This is a genomic window from Pseudomonas sp. NBRC 111143 (assembly GCF_001320965.1).
Taxonomy (GTDB): domain Bacteria; phylum Pseudomonadota; class Gammaproteobacteria; order Pseudomonadales; family Pseudomonadaceae; genus Aquipseudomonas; species Aquipseudomonas machongensis.
This window is the reverse complement of record NZ_BCBT01000018.1, coordinates 63,679-80,117: the sequence shown is the minus strand read 5'-3', so window position 1 is coordinate 80,117 and position 16,439 is coordinate 63,679. Positions and strand designations below refer to the sequence as shown.

General features: G+C 59.2%; 17 protein-coding genes. 15 read left to right on the top strand and 2 right to left on the bottom strand.

Features of this window, described 5'->3' with window-relative positions:
* Positions 1–4: 4 nt before the first annotated feature.
* Both dnaN and dnaA read right to left on the bottom strand, forming a co-directional pair.
* Positions 5–1,108, bottom strand: a complete 1,104-nt coding sequence (gene dnaN / locus APH44_RS12555; protein ID WP_054893018.1) for a DNA polymerase III subunit beta — start codon at positions 1,106–1,108, stop codon at positions 5–7.
* A 40-nt stretch (positions 1,109–1,148) separates the two neighbouring features.
* A complete protein-coding gene (gene dnaA, locus APH44_RS12550) occupies positions 1,149–2,681 on the bottom strand; it encodes a chromosomal replication initiator protein DnaA (RefSeq protein ID WP_054893017.1) in 1,533 nt (510 codons plus the stop codon).
* Positions 2,682–3,260: 579 nt separating this feature from the next.
* On the opposite strand from dnaA, the gene rpmH reads away from it, so the two are divergent.
* The 15 genes from rpmH to atpA all read left to right on the top strand — a co-directional run bounded on the left by rpmH (position 3,261) and on the right by atpA (position 16,428).
* Positions 3,261–3,395, top strand: coding sequence for a 50S ribosomal protein L34 (gene rpmH / locus APH44_RS29100; RefSeq protein WP_003253163.1), 135 nt, complete (start codon positions 3,261–3,263; stop codon positions 3,393–3,395).
* A gap of 13 nt (positions 3,396–3,408) precedes the next feature.
* On the top strand, positions 3,409–3,813 hold the full coding sequence (rnpA, locus tag APH44_RS29095; protein ID WP_082420920.1) for a ribonuclease P protein component: 405 nt from the start codon (positions 3,409–3,411) through the stop codon (positions 3,811–3,813).
* Positions 3,806–4,051, top strand: a complete 246-nt coding sequence (yidD, locus tag APH44_RS29090) for a membrane protein insertion efficiency factor YidD (RefSeq protein WP_011536514.1) — start codon at positions 3,806–3,808, stop codon at positions 4,049–4,051. Before rnpA ends, yidD begins: the two co-directional genes overlap by 8 nt.
* 2 nt (positions 4,052–4,053) lie before the next feature.
* A complete protein-coding gene (yidC, locus tag APH44_RS12540; RefSeq protein WP_054893016.1) occupies positions 4,054–5,736 on the top strand; it encodes a membrane protein insertase YidC in 1,683 nt (560 codons plus the stop codon).
* Between the two features lie 86 nt (positions 5,737–5,822).
* Entirely contained in the window at positions 5,823–7,193 is a 1,371-nt protein-coding gene (gene mnmE / locus APH44_RS12535; RefSeq protein WP_054893015.1) for a tRNA uridine-5-carboxymethylaminomethyl(34) synthesis GTPase MnmE, read from the top strand.
* A 516-nt stretch (positions 7,194–7,709) separates the two neighbouring features.
* Positions 7,710–9,602: a tRNA uridine-5-carboxymethylaminomethyl(34) synthesis enzyme MnmG gene (gene mnmG / locus APH44_RS12530; RefSeq protein ID WP_054893014.1), complete on the top strand. Its 1,893-nt coding sequence runs from the start codon at positions 7,710–7,712 to the stop codon at positions 9,600–9,602.
* Positions 9,599–10,249: a 16S rRNA (guanine(527)-N(7))-methyltransferase RsmG gene (gene rsmG / locus APH44_RS12525; protein ID WP_054893013.1), complete on the top strand. Its 651-nt coding sequence runs from the start codon at positions 9,599–9,601 to the stop codon at positions 10,247–10,249. The genes mnmG and rsmG overlap by 4 nt, the downstream gene beginning before the upstream one ends.
* Before the next feature lie 18 nt (positions 10,250–10,267).
* A complete protein-coding gene (locus APH44_RS12520) occupies positions 10,268–11,059 on the top strand; it encodes a ParA family protein (RefSeq protein ID WP_054893012.1) in 792 nt (263 codons plus the stop codon).
* 9 nt (positions 11,060–11,068) lie between these two features.
* Complete coding sequence (locus tag APH44_RS12515) at positions 11,069–11,941, top strand: ParB/RepB/Spo0J family partition protein (RefSeq protein ID WP_054893011.1); 873 nt, start codon at positions 11,069–11,071, stop codon at positions 11,939–11,941.
* 149 nt (positions 11,942–12,090) lie between these two features.
* A complete protein-coding gene (locus tag APH44_RS12510; protein ID WP_054893010.1) occupies positions 12,091–12,498 on the top strand; it encodes a F0F1 ATP synthase subunit I in 408 nt (135 codons plus the stop codon).
* Positions 12,499–12,514: 16 nt separating this feature from the next.
* Positions 12,515–13,384 (top strand): F0F1 ATP synthase subunit A, encoded by an 870-nt coding sequence (gene atpB, locus APH44_RS12505; protein WP_054893009.1) that lies wholly within the window; start codon positions 12,515–12,517, stop codon positions 13,382–13,384.
* 143 nt (positions 13,385–13,527) lie between these two features.
* Positions 13,528–13,785 carry a F0F1 ATP synthase subunit C gene (gene atpE / locus APH44_RS12500; RefSeq protein ID WP_003097235.1) on the top strand — a complete coding sequence of 86 codons (258 nt, stop codon included), beginning with the start codon at positions 13,528–13,530 and terminating at the stop codon, positions 13,783–13,785.
* A gap of 57 nt (positions 13,786–13,842) precedes the next feature.
* A complete protein-coding gene (locus tag APH44_RS12495; protein WP_054893008.1) occupies positions 13,843–14,313 on the top strand; it encodes a F0F1 ATP synthase subunit B in 471 nt (156 codons plus the stop codon).
* A gap of 12 nt (positions 14,314–14,325) precedes the next feature.
* On the top strand, positions 14,326–14,862 hold the full coding sequence (locus APH44_RS12490) for a F0F1 ATP synthase subunit delta (protein WP_054893007.1): 537 nt from the start codon (positions 14,326–14,328) through the stop codon (positions 14,860–14,862).
* A gap of 21 nt (positions 14,863–14,883) precedes the next feature.
* A complete protein-coding gene (atpA, locus tag APH44_RS12485) occupies positions 14,884–16,428 on the top strand; it encodes a F0F1 ATP synthase subunit alpha (protein ID WP_054893006.1) in 1,545 nt (514 codons plus the stop codon).
* The last annotated feature ends 11 nt before the right edge of the window (positions 16,429–16,439 follow it).

Below are 16,439 nucleotides of genomic sequence, written 5' to 3'. Positions count from 1 at the left end.
CAGGTTACAGACGCATCGGCATGACAACGTAGGAGGAGTCGTCATTACCGGCTTCCTGCAGCAGGGCGCTGCTGTTGGAGTCGGCGAGAATCAGACGAACCTGCTCAGTGGTCATGACTCCGAGGACGTCCAGCAGATAGCTGACGTTGAAGCCGATCTCCAACGAACCGCCTTCGTAGTCGACGCTGATCTCTTCTTCAGCCTCTTCCTGCTCGGGGTTGTTGGCCTGAATCTTCAGCTGGCCGGAGGCCAGTTGCAGGCGAATGCCGCGGTACTTCTCGTTGGACAGGATCGCGGTACGGCTGAAGGCTTCACGCAGCGCCTGGCGATCACCGATCACCAGCTTGTCACCGCCTTTGGGCAGTACACGCTCGTAATCAGGGAACTTGCCGTCCACCAGTTTCGAGGTAAAGGTGAACTCACCGGTGGTCGCACGAATGTGGTGCTGGCCCAGGACAATACTGACCATGCCCTCCGGATCGGTCAGCAGACGCGCCAGCTCCAGAATACCTTTGCGCGGCACGATGACCTGGTGACGCTCGGCCTGGCCGATGGGTGCCTGCATGGCGCACAGTGCCAGACGGTGACCGTCAGTGGCGACAGCGCGCAGCGTGTCGGTGGAAACCTCCAGCAGCATGCCATTGAGGTAGTAGCGAACGTCCTGCTGGGCCATGGCGAAGCTGGTGCGCTCGATCAGGCGACGCAGTTTGCTCTGCTCCAGGTTGCAGGTGAGCGAACCCGGGCCTTCTTCCACGGTGGGGAAGTCGTTGGCCGGCAGGGTCGACAGGGTGAAACGGCTGCGGCCAGCCTTGACCAGCAGCTTCTGCTCATCGACCTTGATATCGATCAGCGCATCGCTGGGCAGGCTCTTGCAGATATCCATCAGCTTACGCGCCGGGACGGTGATCTCGCCGGGCTCAGCCGGCTCTTCCAGCTGCACGCGGCCAACCAGTTCGACTTCCAGGTCGGTACCGGTCAACGACAACTGCTGGCCTTGCACGACCAGCAGCACGTTGGACAGGACCGGCAAGGTCTGGCGGCGCTCGACGACGCCTGCGACCAGTTGCAGGGGTTTCAACAGGGCTTCGCGTTGAATGGTGAAATGCATGGTCTAGTCCCTTGCCTTCAAAGAGCTGCGCCGACACCCATCAGGTGGTCAGCGTGCGCAGCAGGTTCTTGTAGTCCTCGCGGATGTCCGCGTCGGATTCCTTCAGTTCGTTGATCTTGCGGCATGCGTGCAGCACGGTGGTGTGATCCCGACCGCCGAACATGTCGCCGATCTCCGGCAGACTGTGGTTGGTCAGCTCCTTGGACAACGCCATGGCCACCTGTCGCGGGCGCGCGACAGAGCGCGAGCGGCGCTTGGACAACAGATCGGAGATCTTGATCTTGTAGTACTCGGCGACCGTGCGCTGGATGTTATCCACACTGACCAGCTTGTCTTGCAGTGCCAGCAGATCCTTGAGCGATTCGCGAATCAACTCGATGGTGATGTCTCGCCCCATGAAGTGCGAGTGAGCGATCACCCGCTTCAATGCGCCTTCCAATTCGCGCACGTTGGAGCGGATGCGCTGGGCGATGAAGAACGCAGCATCGTGCGGCAGTTCGACCTTGGCCTGGTCGGCCTTCTTCATCAGGATCGCTACACGGGTTTCCAGTTCCGGTGGCTCGACAGCCACGGTCAGGCCCCAACCAAAGCGCGACTTCAGGCGCTCTTCCAGGCCTTCGATCTCTTTAGGGTAGCGGTCACTGGTGAGAATGACCTGCTGTCCACCCTCGAGCAGGGCATTGAAGGTGTGGAAGAACTCTTCCTGGGAACGCTCCTTGCGCGCGAAGAACTGGATATCGTCGATCAACAGCGCGTCCACCGAACGGTAGAAGCGCTTGAATTCGTTGATGGCGTTCAGCTGCAACGCCTTGACCATGTCGGCGACGAAACGCTCCGAGTGCAAGTAGACGACCTTGGCATTCGGGTTCTTCTTCAGCAGGTGGTTACCCACAGCATGCATCAAGTGCGTCTTACCCAAGCCCACGCCTCCATAAAGGAAGAGTGGGTTGTAGCCGTGCTTGGGGTTGTCGGCAACCTGCCAGGCCGCAGCGCGTGCCAGCTGGTTGGACTTACCCTCCACGAAGGTCTCGAAGGTGAAGGTTCGGTTCAGGTAGCTGGTGTGCTTGAGCGCCCCTTCGACCTGAACTGTCCGTTGCTCGGTGCGCGCGGTCGCCGCAGGCGCAGGCGTCGAATCGCCCATCCCGTCGAAACCATCCTGGGAGGCTGCAGATTCCTCCACCTCACTGACCAACGCAGGTTCGGGCGCCGTGACCGGTGCGCTGGCAACCGCCGGCGGCTGGACGGCCGGCTTGGCCTGGCTCTGGGCCAGCGATGCAGCAACCGCGGCACTGACCGGCGCGTTAGGTGCCGCCCGTGGTGCGGAGCTGCGGCGACTGCCTATTAATAAGGAGAGGGCAGGTGCAAGGCCGTTGCCTTGTTCACCCAGCAGTTCGAGCAGGCGGCCGAGGTACTTTTCATTGACCCAATCGAGAACGAAACGGTTAGGCGCATAGACGCGCAACTCGTCGCCTTCGGCTTCGACCTGTAGCGGACGGATCCAGGTGTTGAATTGCTGGGCAGGCAGTTCGTCGCGCAGAAGCTCCACGCACTGCTGCCAAAGTTCCACTGACACGGATATCCCCTGAGTTGAAAGCCGGATGAGGCAAAAACAAACCGCCATTGTACCGGGCGAGCATTCACTTATCCACATGTCGTGGTGTGTTGAGCTGTGCCAAATCAGTCATTTAGCGGCAAAAACGACCCTGCAAGCAGAAAATAAGCCCTGTGGATAACGACACATGAGGCCTATGCACAACCCAGGGCTCAACCCTGTGGATAATTCATCTGTGGATAAACACCGCTTCCATCCACAGCTTTTCCGCGGTTCCGGCACAGCCAAAGCACCTGTTACCGACATACTTATGATTCTCTGTACAGTAGATTGCTTGTGGCCTGCAGCATGTTATCCACAGATACTTATCCACTTAAGATCTATAAGTTCTTCAGAAAAGCTTTCTATATGTCTCTCTTTTTTTTCATGTTGAGCATCTGTTCGGTGTGAATCAACTGCTCTCTCGACCAGCCAGAAGGAAAGGCCGCCTACAAGGAATGCTGGTTGGAAATTGACCTATCGCCTTGCTTTCTCTAGAATCGCCGGTCTCTTAAAAAGGGGGCCATCCCGGCCCGTTGTCGACAACCCAGGTAACACGCCATGAAACGTACTTTCCAACCAAGCACCATCAAGCGCGCGCGCACCCACGGTTTCCGTGCCCGTATGGCCACCAAGAACGGCCGCGCTGTTCTGTCGCGTCGTCGTGCCAAAGGCCGTAAGCGTCTGGCAATTTGATTTTTCGGCACAGGTGGTGAGTCAGGACTTCAGTCGGGATAAGCGACTGCTTACACCCCGGCATTTCAAAGCAGTCTTCGACTCCCCAACCGGCAAGGTTCCAGGGAAAAGCCTGCTCATCCTTGCCCGCGAGAACGGCCTCGATCATCCACGCCTCGGCCTGGTGATCGGCAAGAAGAGCGTCAAGCTCGCCGTTCAACGCAACCGCCTCAAACGCCTGATGCGCGACTCTTTCCGTCTTAACCAGCAAAGTCTGGCTGGACTGGATATCGTGATCGTCGCGCGCAAGGGGCTGGGTGAGATAGAAAACCCAGAATTGCACCAACACTTTGGCAAACTCTGGAAGCGCCTGGCCCGCAGTAGGCCCTCTCCAGCGGTACTTGCCGATTCCGCACGGGTAGACAGTCACGATGCGTAAACTGGCCCTCGTTCCGATCCAGTTCTACCGTTACGCCATTAGTCCTCTGATGGCCAGTCACTGTCGTTTCTACCCCAGTTGCTCCTGTTACGCGTACGAAGCCATAGAAAACCATGGCCTCTTGCGTGGCGGGTGGCTTGCCGTTCGTCGCCTGGGTCGTTGTCATCCGTGGAATGATGGCGGTTTCGATCCCGTCCCGCCTGCTCCTTCCTCCCGAACTTCTTCGATAGCCGAGTAATCATGGATATTAAACGCACGATCCTGATCGTCGCCCTGGCAATCGTGTCCTACGTTCTGGTCCTCAAGTGGAACCAGGACTATGGTCAGGCAGCCCTGCCGACTCAGCATACTGCTGCCAGCAACGCTGCACCGGCACTGCCGGACACCGTGCCGGCAAGCAATAACGGCGCCAGCGCCGATGTGCCGAGCGCCAATGCCGAAGCCAGCCCCGCTGAAATCGCGCCAGTCGCGCTCAGCAAGGACCTGATCCGGGTCAAGACCGATGTCCTGGACCTGGCTATCGACCCGGTCGGCGGTGACATCGTCCAGCTGACCCTGCCCAAGTACCCACGCCGTCAGGATCATCCGGACATCGCCTTCCAGTTGTTCGACAACGGTGGCGAGCGTGTCTATCTCGCACAAAGCGGCCTGACCGGCACGAATGGCCCGGATGCCCGTTCGAGCGGTCGCCCGCTGTACGCTGCCGAGCAGAAGAGCTTCCAGCTGACCGACGGTCAGGACCAACTGGTGGTCGACCTCAAGTTCAGCGAGAACGGCGTCAACTACATCAAGCGCTTCAGCTTCAAGCGCGGTGAGTACGACCTGACCGTCAGCTACCTGATCGACAACCAGAGCGGCGCGGCCTGGACCGGCAACATGTTTGCCCAGCTCAAGCGTGACGCAAGCTCCGATCCTTCCTCGAGCACCGCGACCGGTACCGCGACTTACCTGGGCGCCGCCCTGTGGACAAGTGCGGAGCCGTACAAGAAGGTGTCGATGAAGGACATCGACAAAGGAAGTTTGAAAGAAAATGTGTCTGGCGGCTGGGTAGCATGGCTGCAGCACTACTTCGTGACCGCGTGGATTCCGGCCAAGTCGGACAACAACGTGGTACAGACCCGCAAGGACAGCCAGGGCAACTACATCATCGGCTACACCGGCCCGGCGCTGAACGTGCCTGCCGGCGGCAAGGTCGAGACCAGCGCCATGTTGTATGCCGGTCCGAAGATCCAGTCCAAGCTCAAGGAATTGTCCCCAGGCCTGGAATTGACCGTCGACTACGGCTTCCTGTGGTTCATTGCCCAGCCGATCTTCTGGCTGCTGCAACATATCCACAGCCTGCTGGGCAACTGGGGCTGGTCGATCATCGTCCTGACCATGCTCATCAAGGGCCTGTTCTTCCCGCTGTCGGCTGCCAGCTACCGTTCGATGGCGCGCATGCGTGCCGTGGCGCCAAAACTGGCCCAGCTCAAGGAACGCTTCGGCGATGATCGCCAGAAGATGTCCCAGGCGATGATGGAGCTGTACAAGAAAGAGAAGATCAACCCGCTGGGTGGCTGCCTGCCGATCCTGGTGCAGATGCCAGTGTTCCTGGCCTTGTACTGGGTACTGCTGGAAAGCGTCGAGATGCGCCAGGCCCCTTGGATGCTGTGGATTACCGACCTGTCGATCAAGGATCCGTTCTTCATCCTGCCGATCATCATGGGCGCCACCATGTTCATCCAGCAGCGTCTGAACCCGACGCCACCGGATCCGATGCAGGCGAAGGTCATGAAAATGATGCCAATCATCTTCACCTTCTTCTTCCTGTGGTTCCCGGCTGGTCTGGTGCTGTACTGGGTTGTGAACAACTGCCTGTCGATCACCCAGCAGTGGTACATCACCCGTCGCATCGAAGCAGCAACCAAAAAAGCTGCTGCTTGACAGGCCGATCCATTAGCCTGTGAATAAAAACGCCCCCTCGTGGGGCGTTTTTGCTATCCGTCGTTTTGTCGTAGAGGCTTTCGAGCATGAATACCGTGCGTGAAACCATTGCCGCCATCGCCACTGCCCAGGGCCGTGGTGGGGTCGGTATCGTTCGTTTGTCCGGGCCATTGGCGAGCCAGGCCGGTCAGGCCATCACCGGCCGTACACTGACCCCGCGCCATGCCCACTACGGGCCCTTCCGTGGTGACGATGGCCTGGTCCTGGATGAAGGTATCGCGCTGTTCTTCCCTGGCCCCAACTCGTTCACCGGTGAAGACGTTCTGGAACTGCAGGGGCATGGAGGGCCGGTTGTGCTCGACATGCTGCTGCAGCGCTGTGTCGAATTGGGCTGCCGCCTTGCCCGTCCTGGCGAGTTCAGCGAGCGAGCGTTCCTCAACGACAAGCTCGACCTGGCCCAGGCTGAAGCGATCGCCGATCTGATCGAAGCCAGTTCCACCCAAGCCGCACGCAATGCCCTGCGTTCACTGCAAGGTGCCTTCTCCAAGCGTGTCCATGCATTGACCGAGGCGTTGATCGCACTGCGGATCTATGTCGAGGCAGCTATCGATTTTCCCGAAGAAGAAATCGACTTCCTGGCCGACGGGCACGTGCTGAAGATGCTTGAAGCAGTCAGGAACGACTTATCCACAGTGCAGCGCGAGGCTGGCCAAGGCGCGCTCCTGCGCGATGGCATGACCGTGGTGATCGCCGGCCGTCCGAATGCCGGCAAGTCCAGCCTGCTCAACCAGTTGGCTGGTCGCGAAGCGGCAATCGTCACAGACATCGCCGGCACCACCCGGGACATTCTGCGCGAACATATCCACATCGATGGCATGCCGCTGCACGTGGTCGATACCGCAGGACTGCGCGATACCGACGATCATGTGGAAAAGATCGGTGTGGAGCGTGCCCTCAAGGCCATTGGCGAAGCTGACCGGGTGCTGCTGGTGGTGGATTCCACTGCGCCTGAGGCCAACGATCCGTTCGCACTGTGGCCCGAGTTCCTCGATCAACGGCCGGACCCCGTCAAGGTCACGCTGATTCGCAACAAGGCCGACCTGAGTGGCGAGCGTGCAGGCATCGAGCAGAGTGACGATGGCCACGTGACGATCACCCTCAGCGCGAAGGGCGATGCCACGGGGCTGGATCTGCTGCGTGACCACCTCAAAGCCTGCATGGGTTATGAACAGACTGCGGAAAGCAGCTTCAGCGCACGCAGGCGGCATCTGGATGCGCTGCGCCAGGCCAGTGCACACCTTGATCATGGTCATGCCCAACTGACACTCGCTGGCGCCGGTGAGTTGCTGGCAGAGGACCTGCGCCAGGCTCAGCAAGCCTTGGGAGAGATCACCGGTGCGTTCAGCTCGGATGACCTGCTCGGAAGGATCTTCTCGAGCTTCTGCATCGGTAAGTAACGCACAGCCCGGCAATACCAAGGCCGCTCCAGTGAGGAGCGGCTTTTTTTTGCCTGCCGGAAACCCGGAAGCGGGCTTCTCTTGATTCGATCACCCGCATGTAAATCTCATCCACAGGTCTAAAACGATCATCAGGAGCCCTGTGGAAAACTGGCCTTCAGGTCCGTTGATAACCAGGCTTTTTTTCTGAGGACAAACCCACCTGTGGGTAACAAGAACTTTAATCCACAGGTTAAACGCTGTTATCCAGAACCCTCAGCCCACCTTCGACACAGGGTTATGATTCTCTACAGGCATCATGGATACTGGCCTCAAATCACTTATCCACATGTGGATAGCCGCCTAAGAATAAACATAAAAACAAAGCTTTTATAAATTTTTCCTTTTTGATTTCTATTGCCGCCATTCATCCACAGATTGGTCAAAATTTGCTCAGACGGTTTCACTAGAGCGAGTGATGTCCCTATACTTGTCGGCTTACCTTCTCTATTCGCAAAAACAGGCACGAGGTGCGTGGTGGATTTCCCTTCCCGTTTTGAAGTGATCGTCATCGGCGGCGGCCATGCCGGTACCGAGGCTGCGCTTACGTCCGCACGCATGGGTGTGAAAACCCTGCTGCTGACCCATAACGTGGAAACCCTCGGTCACATGAGTTGCAACCCGGCCATCGGTGGCATCGGCAAGAGCCACCTGGTCAAGGAAATCGATGCGCTCGGCGGCGCCATGGCGCTGGCTACCGACAAGAGCGGCATCCAGTTCCGCATCCTGAACAACCGCAAGGGGCCGGCGGTACGCGCCACCCGTGCACAGGCCGACCGCGCCATCTACAAGGCCGTAGTCCGCGAGATCCTGGAAAACCAGCCGAACCTGTGGATATTCCAGCAGTCCTGCGATGACCTGATCGTCGAGCAGGACCAGGTCAAGGGTGTGGTGACACAGATGGGCCTGCGCTTCTTCGCCGACTCTGTGGTGCTGACCACCGGCACCTTCCTTGGTGGACTTATCCACATCGGACTGCAGAATTACTCTGGTGGCCGCGCGGGTGATCCTCCCGCCATTGCCCTGGCTCATCGTCTGCGTGAGCTGCCGCTACGCGTCGGCCGTTTGAAAACCGGTACGCCGCCGCGTATCGATGGCCGCTCGGTAGATTTCTCGGTGATGGGCGAACAGCCAGGCGATACCCCGATCCCGGTGATGTCGTTCATGGGCAATGCCCAGATGCATCCGCGGCAGGTCAGTTGCTGGATCACCCACACCAACGCCCGTACCCACGAGATCATCGCCTCGAACCTCGACCGTTCACCGATGTATTCCGGTGTGATCGAAGGCATAGGCCCGCGCTACTGCCCGTCGATCGAGGACAAGATCCATCGCTTCGCCGACAAGGAAAGCCATCAGGTATTCATCGAGCCGGAAGGCTTGAACACCCATGAGCTGTATCCCAACGGCATCTCGACCTCGCTGCCGTTCGATGTGCAACTGCAGATCGTTCGTTCGATCCGTGGCATGGAGAACGCGCACATCGTGCGTCCGGGTTACGCCATCGAGTACGACTACTTCGATCCGCGTGATCTCAAGTACAGCCTCGAGACCAAGGTCATCGGCGGCCTGTTCTTCGCAGGTCAGATCAACGGCACCACCGGCTACGAAGAAGCCGGCGCCCAGGGCCTGCTGGCCGGTACCAACGCCGCGCTGCGCGCGCAGGGCCGTGAAAGCTGGTGCCCGCGCCGTGACGAGGCGTACATCGGCGTGCTGGTCGACGACCTGATTACCCTGGGGACCCAGGAGCCTTACCGCATGTTCACTTCGCGTGCCGAATACCGGCTGATCCTGCGCGAAGACAATGCTGACCTGCGTCTGACCGAGAAAGGCCGCGAACTGGGGTTGGTCGACGATGAGCGCTGGGCCGCCTTCACCGCCAAGCGCGAAGGCATCGAGCGTGAAGAACAGCGCATGAAGAGCACCTGGATCCGCCCGGGTACGCCGCAAGGCCAGGCCGTTGTGGATAAGTTCGGTACTCCGTTGGCCCACGAGTACAACCTGCTCAACCTGCTGGCCCGTCCCGAGATCGACTACGCCGGGCTGATCGAAGCCACAGGCGGCGATGTAATCGATCCACAGGTGGCCGAACAGGTCGAGATCAAGACCAAGTACGCTGGCTACATCGATCGCCAGCAGGACGAGATCGCCCGGCTGCGCGCCAGCGAAGACACTCGCCTGCCTGTGGATATCGACTACGCTGGCATTTCCGGGTTGTCCAAGGAAATCCAGAGCAAGCTCGGCCAAACCCGTCCGGAAACCCTCGGCCAGGCTTCGCGTATTCCCGGCGTTACCCCGGCGGCAATTTCTCTGTTGCTGATTCACCTGAAAAAACGCGGCGCTGGCCGCGAATTGGAGCAAAGCGCTTGAGTTCCCTGGTCACCCTGCAACATGCCGAAGAGTTGTCCACAGGTGCGCGTCAGCTCGGAGTCGAGCTGAGTGCGCAGCAGCACGAACTGTTGCTGGGGTACCTGGCCCTGTTGATCAAATGGAACAAGGCCTACAACCTGACCGCAGTGCGCGATCCGGACGAGATGGTGTCGCGCCATCTGCTCGACAGCCTCAGCGTCATGCCGCTTATCCACAATGACACCCAGCGCTGGCTGGATGTCGGCAGCGGCGGCGGCATGCCTGGTATCCCGCTGGCTATCCTGCATCCGCTCAAGCAAGTGACGGTGCTGGACAGCAACGGCAAGAAGACCCGCTTCCTGACGCAGGTGAAGATGGAGCTGAAACTCGACAACCTGACGGTTATCCACAGCCGCGTGGAAGAGGTCCAGCCCGAGCAGCCTTTCTGCGGCATCATCTCTCGCGCCTTCAGCAGCATGGAGAATTTCACCAACTGGACCCGCCACCTGGGTGACGCCCGAACGCAATGGCTTGCAATGAAGGGGCTGCATCCTGCCGATGAACTGGTAGCATTGCCCGCAGACTTCACAGTGGAAAGCGAGCAGGCCCTGACCGTTCCAGGTTGCCAGGGCCAGCGCCATCTGCTGATACTGCGCCGCAAGGCTTGACTGGGAACACACGCAACAATGGCTAAGGTATTCGCAATCGCGAACCAGAAAGGTGGTGTCGGCAAGACCACTACCTGCATCAATCTCGCCGCATCGCTGGCCGCGACCAAGCGTCGCGTGCTGCTGATCGACCTCGATCCACAGGGCAACGCCACCATGGGCAGCGGTGTCGACAAGCACGAGCTCGAGCACTCGGTGTACGACCTGTTGATCGGGGAATGCGACCTGGCCCAGGCCATGCAGTACTCCGAGTACGGCGGCTTCCAGCTGTTGCCCGCCAACCGTGACCTCACCGCGGCAGAGGTGGTGCTGCTGGAAATGCAGATGAAGGAGAGCCGCCTGCGTAACGCGCTGGCGCCTATCCGCGACAACTACGACTACATCCTCATCGACTGCCCACCGTCGTTGTCGATGCTGACGCTGAACGCCCTGGTCGCATCCGACGGCGTGATCATCCCCATGCAGTGCGAGTACTACGCGCTGGAAGGTCTGAGCGACCTTGTGGATAACATCAAGCGCATCGCTGCCCGGTTGAACCCGGAGCTGAAGATCGAAGGCCTGCTGAGGACCATGTACGACCCGCGCCTGAGCCTGAACAACGATGTTTCGGCCCAGCTCAAGGAGCATTTCGGCGATCAGCTCTACGACACCGTGATTCCGCGAAACATTCGCCTGGCTGAGGCTCCGAGCTTCGGTATGCCTGCGCTGGCCTACGACAAGCAGTCACGTGGTGCGCTCGCCTACCTGGCCCTGGCTGGGGAACTGGTGCGCCGTCAGCGCCGTCAATCCCGCACTGCACAAACAACTTAAGGAATCCGCATGGCCATCAAGAAACGCGGTCTCGGACGTGGGTTGGATGCACTGCTCAGTGGTCCTTCCGTCAGCGCGCTCGAAGAGCAGGCTGTCACGGTCGACCAGAAGGAACTGCAGCGCCTGCCGGTCGAATTGATCCAGCGTGGCAAGTACCAACCTCGCCGTGACATGGACCCGGAGGCGCTGGAAGAGCTGGCGCATTCGATCCGCAACCATGGTGTGATGCAGCCGATCGTGGTCCGCCCGATCGGCGAAGGCCGCTACGAGATCATCGCCGGTGAGCGTCGCTGGCGCGCCACCCAGCAGGCTGGTCTGGACACTATTCCGGCCATGGTCCGTGAAGTGCCTGACGAGGCAGCCATCGCGATGGCGCTGATCGAAAACATCCAGCGCGAGGATCTCAACCCGCTGGAAGAAGCCCTTGCCCTGCAGCGGCTGCAGCAGGAGTTCGAGCTGACCCAGCAACAAGTGGCCGATGCCGTGGGCAAGTCGCGCGTCACCGTGGCCAACCTGCTGCGCCTGATCAGCCTCCCTGAGGCGATCAAGACCATGCTCGCTCACGGCGACCTGGAAATGGGCCATGCGCGCGCATTGCTGGGGCTTGAGGAAAGCAGGCAGGAAGAAGGGGCGCGACATGTTGTCGCACGAGGCCTCACCGTGCGCCAAACCGAGGCACTGGTGCGTCAGTGGCTCAACGGCAAGCCTGAGCCGGTGGAATCGAGCAAACCTGATCCGGATATTGCCCGGCTGGAACAGCGGCTGGCAGAGCGCCTGGGCTCTTCGGTGCAGATTCGCCATGGCGACAAGGGCAAGGGCCAGTTGGTCATTCGCTACAACTCCCTCGACGAGCTTCAGGGTGTACTTGCTCACATCCGCTGAAACAATTCCCGTTGTAGCGCGCAGTCGGAAATCACTACCCAAGAGTTGAATAGGGGTTAATCCACCCCTATACTCTGCGCGCATTTTGTCGGCACAAATTATGCCAAGTCATAGCTGACTGGGCAGTCGACTTTCGAGGAGCAGTTTTGATGGAAATCCGCACGCCAAACCGCCTGCCTTTCCATCGCTGGGCGGTTTTCCCGGTACTGCTGGCTCAATTTGGGGTGTTATTGCTGGCAACGTTGGTGTTGTGGCAGTGGCAGGGCAAGGTCAGCGGTTATTCGGGCCTCTGTGGAGGTTTGATCGGCTGGCTGCCCAACGTGTATTTCGCCTGGAAGGCTTTTCGCTTCAGCGGAGCCCGGGCGGCGCAGGCCATCGTCAAGTCGTTCTACGCAGGCGAGGCAGGCAAATTGATTTTGACGGCAGTGCTGTTCGCACTGACCTTTGCAGGAGTGAAGCCACTGGCGCCGTTAGCAGTTTTCGGCGTCTTCCTGCTGACTCTCACGGTCAGCTGGTTCGCGCCACTGCTGATGAATAAAAGACTTTCGAGACCTTAGGGCGTTTGAGGCAACCATGGCAGCAGAAACCGCTTCGGGCTATATCCAGCACCACTTGCAGAACCTGACCTACGGTCAACTACCAGACGGCAGTTGGGGCCTGGCCCATTCGGCTGCCGAAGCCAAGGCAATGGGCTTCTGGGCATTCCACCTGGACACCCTGGGCTGGTCCGTTGCACTGGGTCTGATCTTCCTGTTCATCTTCCGCATGGCGGCCAAGAAGGCGACCTCCGGTCAGCCTGGTGCCCTGCAGAACTTCGTCGAAGTACTGGTCGACTTCGTTCACGGCAGCGTGAAGGACTCGTTCCACGGTCGTAGCCCGGTCATCGCACCGCTGGCCCTGACCATCTTCGTCTGGGTGTTCCTGATGAACGCCATCGACCTGGTACCGGTCGACTGGATTCCGCAGCTGGCGATCCTGATCTCGGGCGATCCGCACATTCCGTTCCGTGCCGTATCGACCACCGACCCGAACGCCACCCTGGGCATGGCCCTGAGCGTGTTCGCGCTGATCATCTTCTACAGCATCAAGGTCAAGGGCATCGGCGGCTTCATCGGCGAGCTCACGCTCCACCCGTTCGGTAGCAAGAACATCTTCGTGCAGATCCTGCTGATCCCGGTGAACTTCCTGCTGGAATTCGTCACCCTGATCGCCAAACCGATCTCCCTGGCACTGCGTCTGTTCGGCAACATGTATGCCGGCGAGCTGGTGTTCATCCTGATCGCCGTGATGTTCGGCACCGGCATCCTCTGGCTCAGCGGCCTGGGTGTGGTGCTGCAGTGGGCGTGGGCAGTGTTCCACATCCTGATCATCACGCTGCAAGCATTCATCTTCATGATGCTCACCATCGTCTACCTGTCGATGGCGCACGAAGATAACCATTAAGACCGCCTGGCGTGTCTGATAGTCTTCCCCGCCTGTTCGGGGGGAAGACTGAAAAAGTCCGCAAGGGCAGTTGTTTCAAACGATTTGTTTTACCGCTTCAATTAAAAAACCTAACCAATACGACGTAAAAGTCGGGAGGAAAGATGGAAACTGTAGTTGGTCTGACCGCTATCGCTGTTGCTCTGCTGATCGGCCTGGGTGCTCTGGGTACCGCCATTGGTTTCGGCCTGCTGGGCGGCAAGTTCCTGGAAGGCGCTGCTCGTCAGCCTGAGATGGTTCCGATGCTGCAGGTCAAAATGTTCATCGTTGCCGGTCTGCTCGACGCCGTAACCATGATCGGTGTTGGTATCGCTCTGTTCTTCACCTTCGCGAATCCCTTCGTTGGTCAGATCGCCGGCTAATCACTCGTTCCTACGAGTTGATTGGTGTGATGGACAAAGACCGAGCGAGGTGTTGGCGTGAACATTAATGCAACCCTGATTGGCCAATCCGTTGCTTTTCTGATTTTTGTGCTGTTCTGCATGAAGTATGTATGGCCTCCGGTCATCACTGCTCTGCACGAGCGCCAAAAGAAGATTGCCGACGGCTTGGACGCTGCCAACCGCGCAGCTCGCGACCTGGAGCTGGCCCAAGAGAAAGCGGGTCAGCAACTGCGTGAAGCAAAAGCACAGGCAGCCGAAATCATTGAGCAAAGCAAGAAACGCGCTGCTCAGCTTGTCGAGGAAGCCCGTGATCAGGCTCGCGTCGAAGCTGACCGTGTGAAGGCTCAGGCTCAAGCCGAGATCGAACAGGAACTGAACAGCATCAAAGACGCCCTGCGTGCCCAAGTGGGTGCCCTGGCCGTTGGCGGCGCTGAAAAGATCCTTGGCGCCACAATCGATCAAAACGCGCATGCGGAGCTGGTTAACAAACTGGCCGCTGAAATTTAAGCGAGGGCGATCATGGCAGAACTGACCACGTTGGCCCGACCTTACGCTAAGGCAGCTTTCGAGCACGCCCAGGCCCAGCAGCAACTGGCCAATTGGTCAGCCATGCTCGGCCTGGCTGCTGCGGTGTCGGAAGACGGCACCATGCAGCGCCTGCTCAAGGCCCCGCAACTGACTAGCGCAGAAAAGGCCGCCGCATTCATTGAAGTGTGCGGTGACAAGTTCGATGTACAGGCACAGAATTTCATTCATGTTGCCGCGGAAAACGACCGTCTCCTGCTTCTGCCGGAGATCGCCGCTCTGTTCGACCTGTACAAGGCCGAGCAAGAGAAATCCGTGGACGTGGAAGTCACCAGTGCTTTTGCGTTGAACCAAGAACAGCAAGACAAACTCGCCAAGGTTCTCAGTGCACGGCTCAGCCGGGAAGTGCGCCTGCACGCGTCGGAGGATGCCAGCCTGATCGGCGGCGTCGTCATCCGCGCCGGCGACCTGGTAATCGATGGCTCGGTTCGCGGCAAGATCGCGAAACTGGCCGAAGCATTGAAATCTTGAGTTTGAAGGGGCAGCAGAGCAATGCAGCAACTCAATCCTTCCGAAATTAGTGAAATCATCAAGGGTCGCATCGAGAAACTCGATGTCGGCTCCCAAGCCCGTAACGAAGGTACCGTTGTTTCGGTATCCGACGGTATCGTGCGGATCCACGGTCTGGCCGACGTCATGTACGGCGAAATGATCGAGTTCCCTGGCAGCGTGTTCGGCATGGCACTGAACCTGGAGCAAGACTCCGTAGGTGCAGTGATCCTGGGTGCCTATGACACGCTCGCCGAAGGCATGAGCGCCAAGTGCACCGGCCGCATCCTGGAAGTTCCGGTTGGTAAGGAACTGCTGGGTCGCGTCGTTGACGCACTGGGCAACCCGATCGACGGCAAAGGTCCTCTGGGCAACACCCAGACCGACGCGGTCGAGAAAGTGGCCCCAGGCGTGATCTGGCGTAAGTCGGTAGACCAGCCTGTACAGACTGGCTACAAGTCCGTCGACGCCATGATCCCAGTCGGCCGTGGCCAGCGCGAGCTGATCATCGGTGACCGCCAGATCGGCAAGACCGCCATGGCCATCGACGCCATCATCAACCAGAAAGACTCCGGTATTTTCTGTGTTTATGTAGCTGTCGGCCAAAAGCGTTCGACCGTTGCCAACATCGTTCGCAAGCTCGAAGAAGCCGGCGCCCTGGCCAACACCATCGTGGTCGTTGCCAGTGCTTCGGAATCCGCCGCACTGCAGTTCCTGGCGCCATACGCCGGCTGCACCATGGGCGAGTTCTTCCGTGACCGCGGTGAAGACGCCCTGATCGTCTACGATGACCTGTCCAAGCAGGCTGTTGCCTACCGTCAGATCTCCCTGCTGCTGCGCCGTCCACCAGGACGTGAAGCGTACCCAGGCGACGTGTTCTATCTCCACTCCCGTCTGCTGGAGCGTGCATCGCGCGTTTCGGAAGAGTACGTCGAGAAGTTCACCAACGGCGCAGTGACTGGCAAGACCGGTTCCCTAACCGCCCTGCCGATCATCGAAACCCAGGCTGGCGACGTTTCCGCGTTCGTTCCGACCAACGTGATCTCGATCACCGACGGTCAGATCTTCCTGGAATCGGCCATGTTCAACTCGGGCATCCGCCCAGCAGTGAACGCCGGTGTTTCGGTATCCCGTGTAGGTGGTGCCGCTCAGACCAAGATCATCAAGAAACTGTCCGGCGGTATCCGTACCGCACTGGCTCAGTACCGTGAACTGGCTGCATTCGCCCAGTTCGCTTCGGATCTGGACGAGGCTACCCGCAAGCAGCTGGAGCATGGTCAGCGCGTTACCGAGCTGATGAAGCAGAAGCAGTACGCGCCAATGTCGATCGCCGACATGGCCCTGTCGCTGTACGCCGCTGAGCGTGGTTTCCTGACTGACGTAGAAGTCTCCAAGGTCGGCAGCTTCGAGCAAGCGCTGATCGCCTACTTCCACCGCGATCACGCCGAGCTGTTGGCCAAGATCAACGTGAAAGGTGACTTCAACGACGAAATCGACGCTGGCATGAAAGCCGGTATCGAGAAGTTCAAGGCCACCCAGACCTGGTAAGCCGCAGCGGG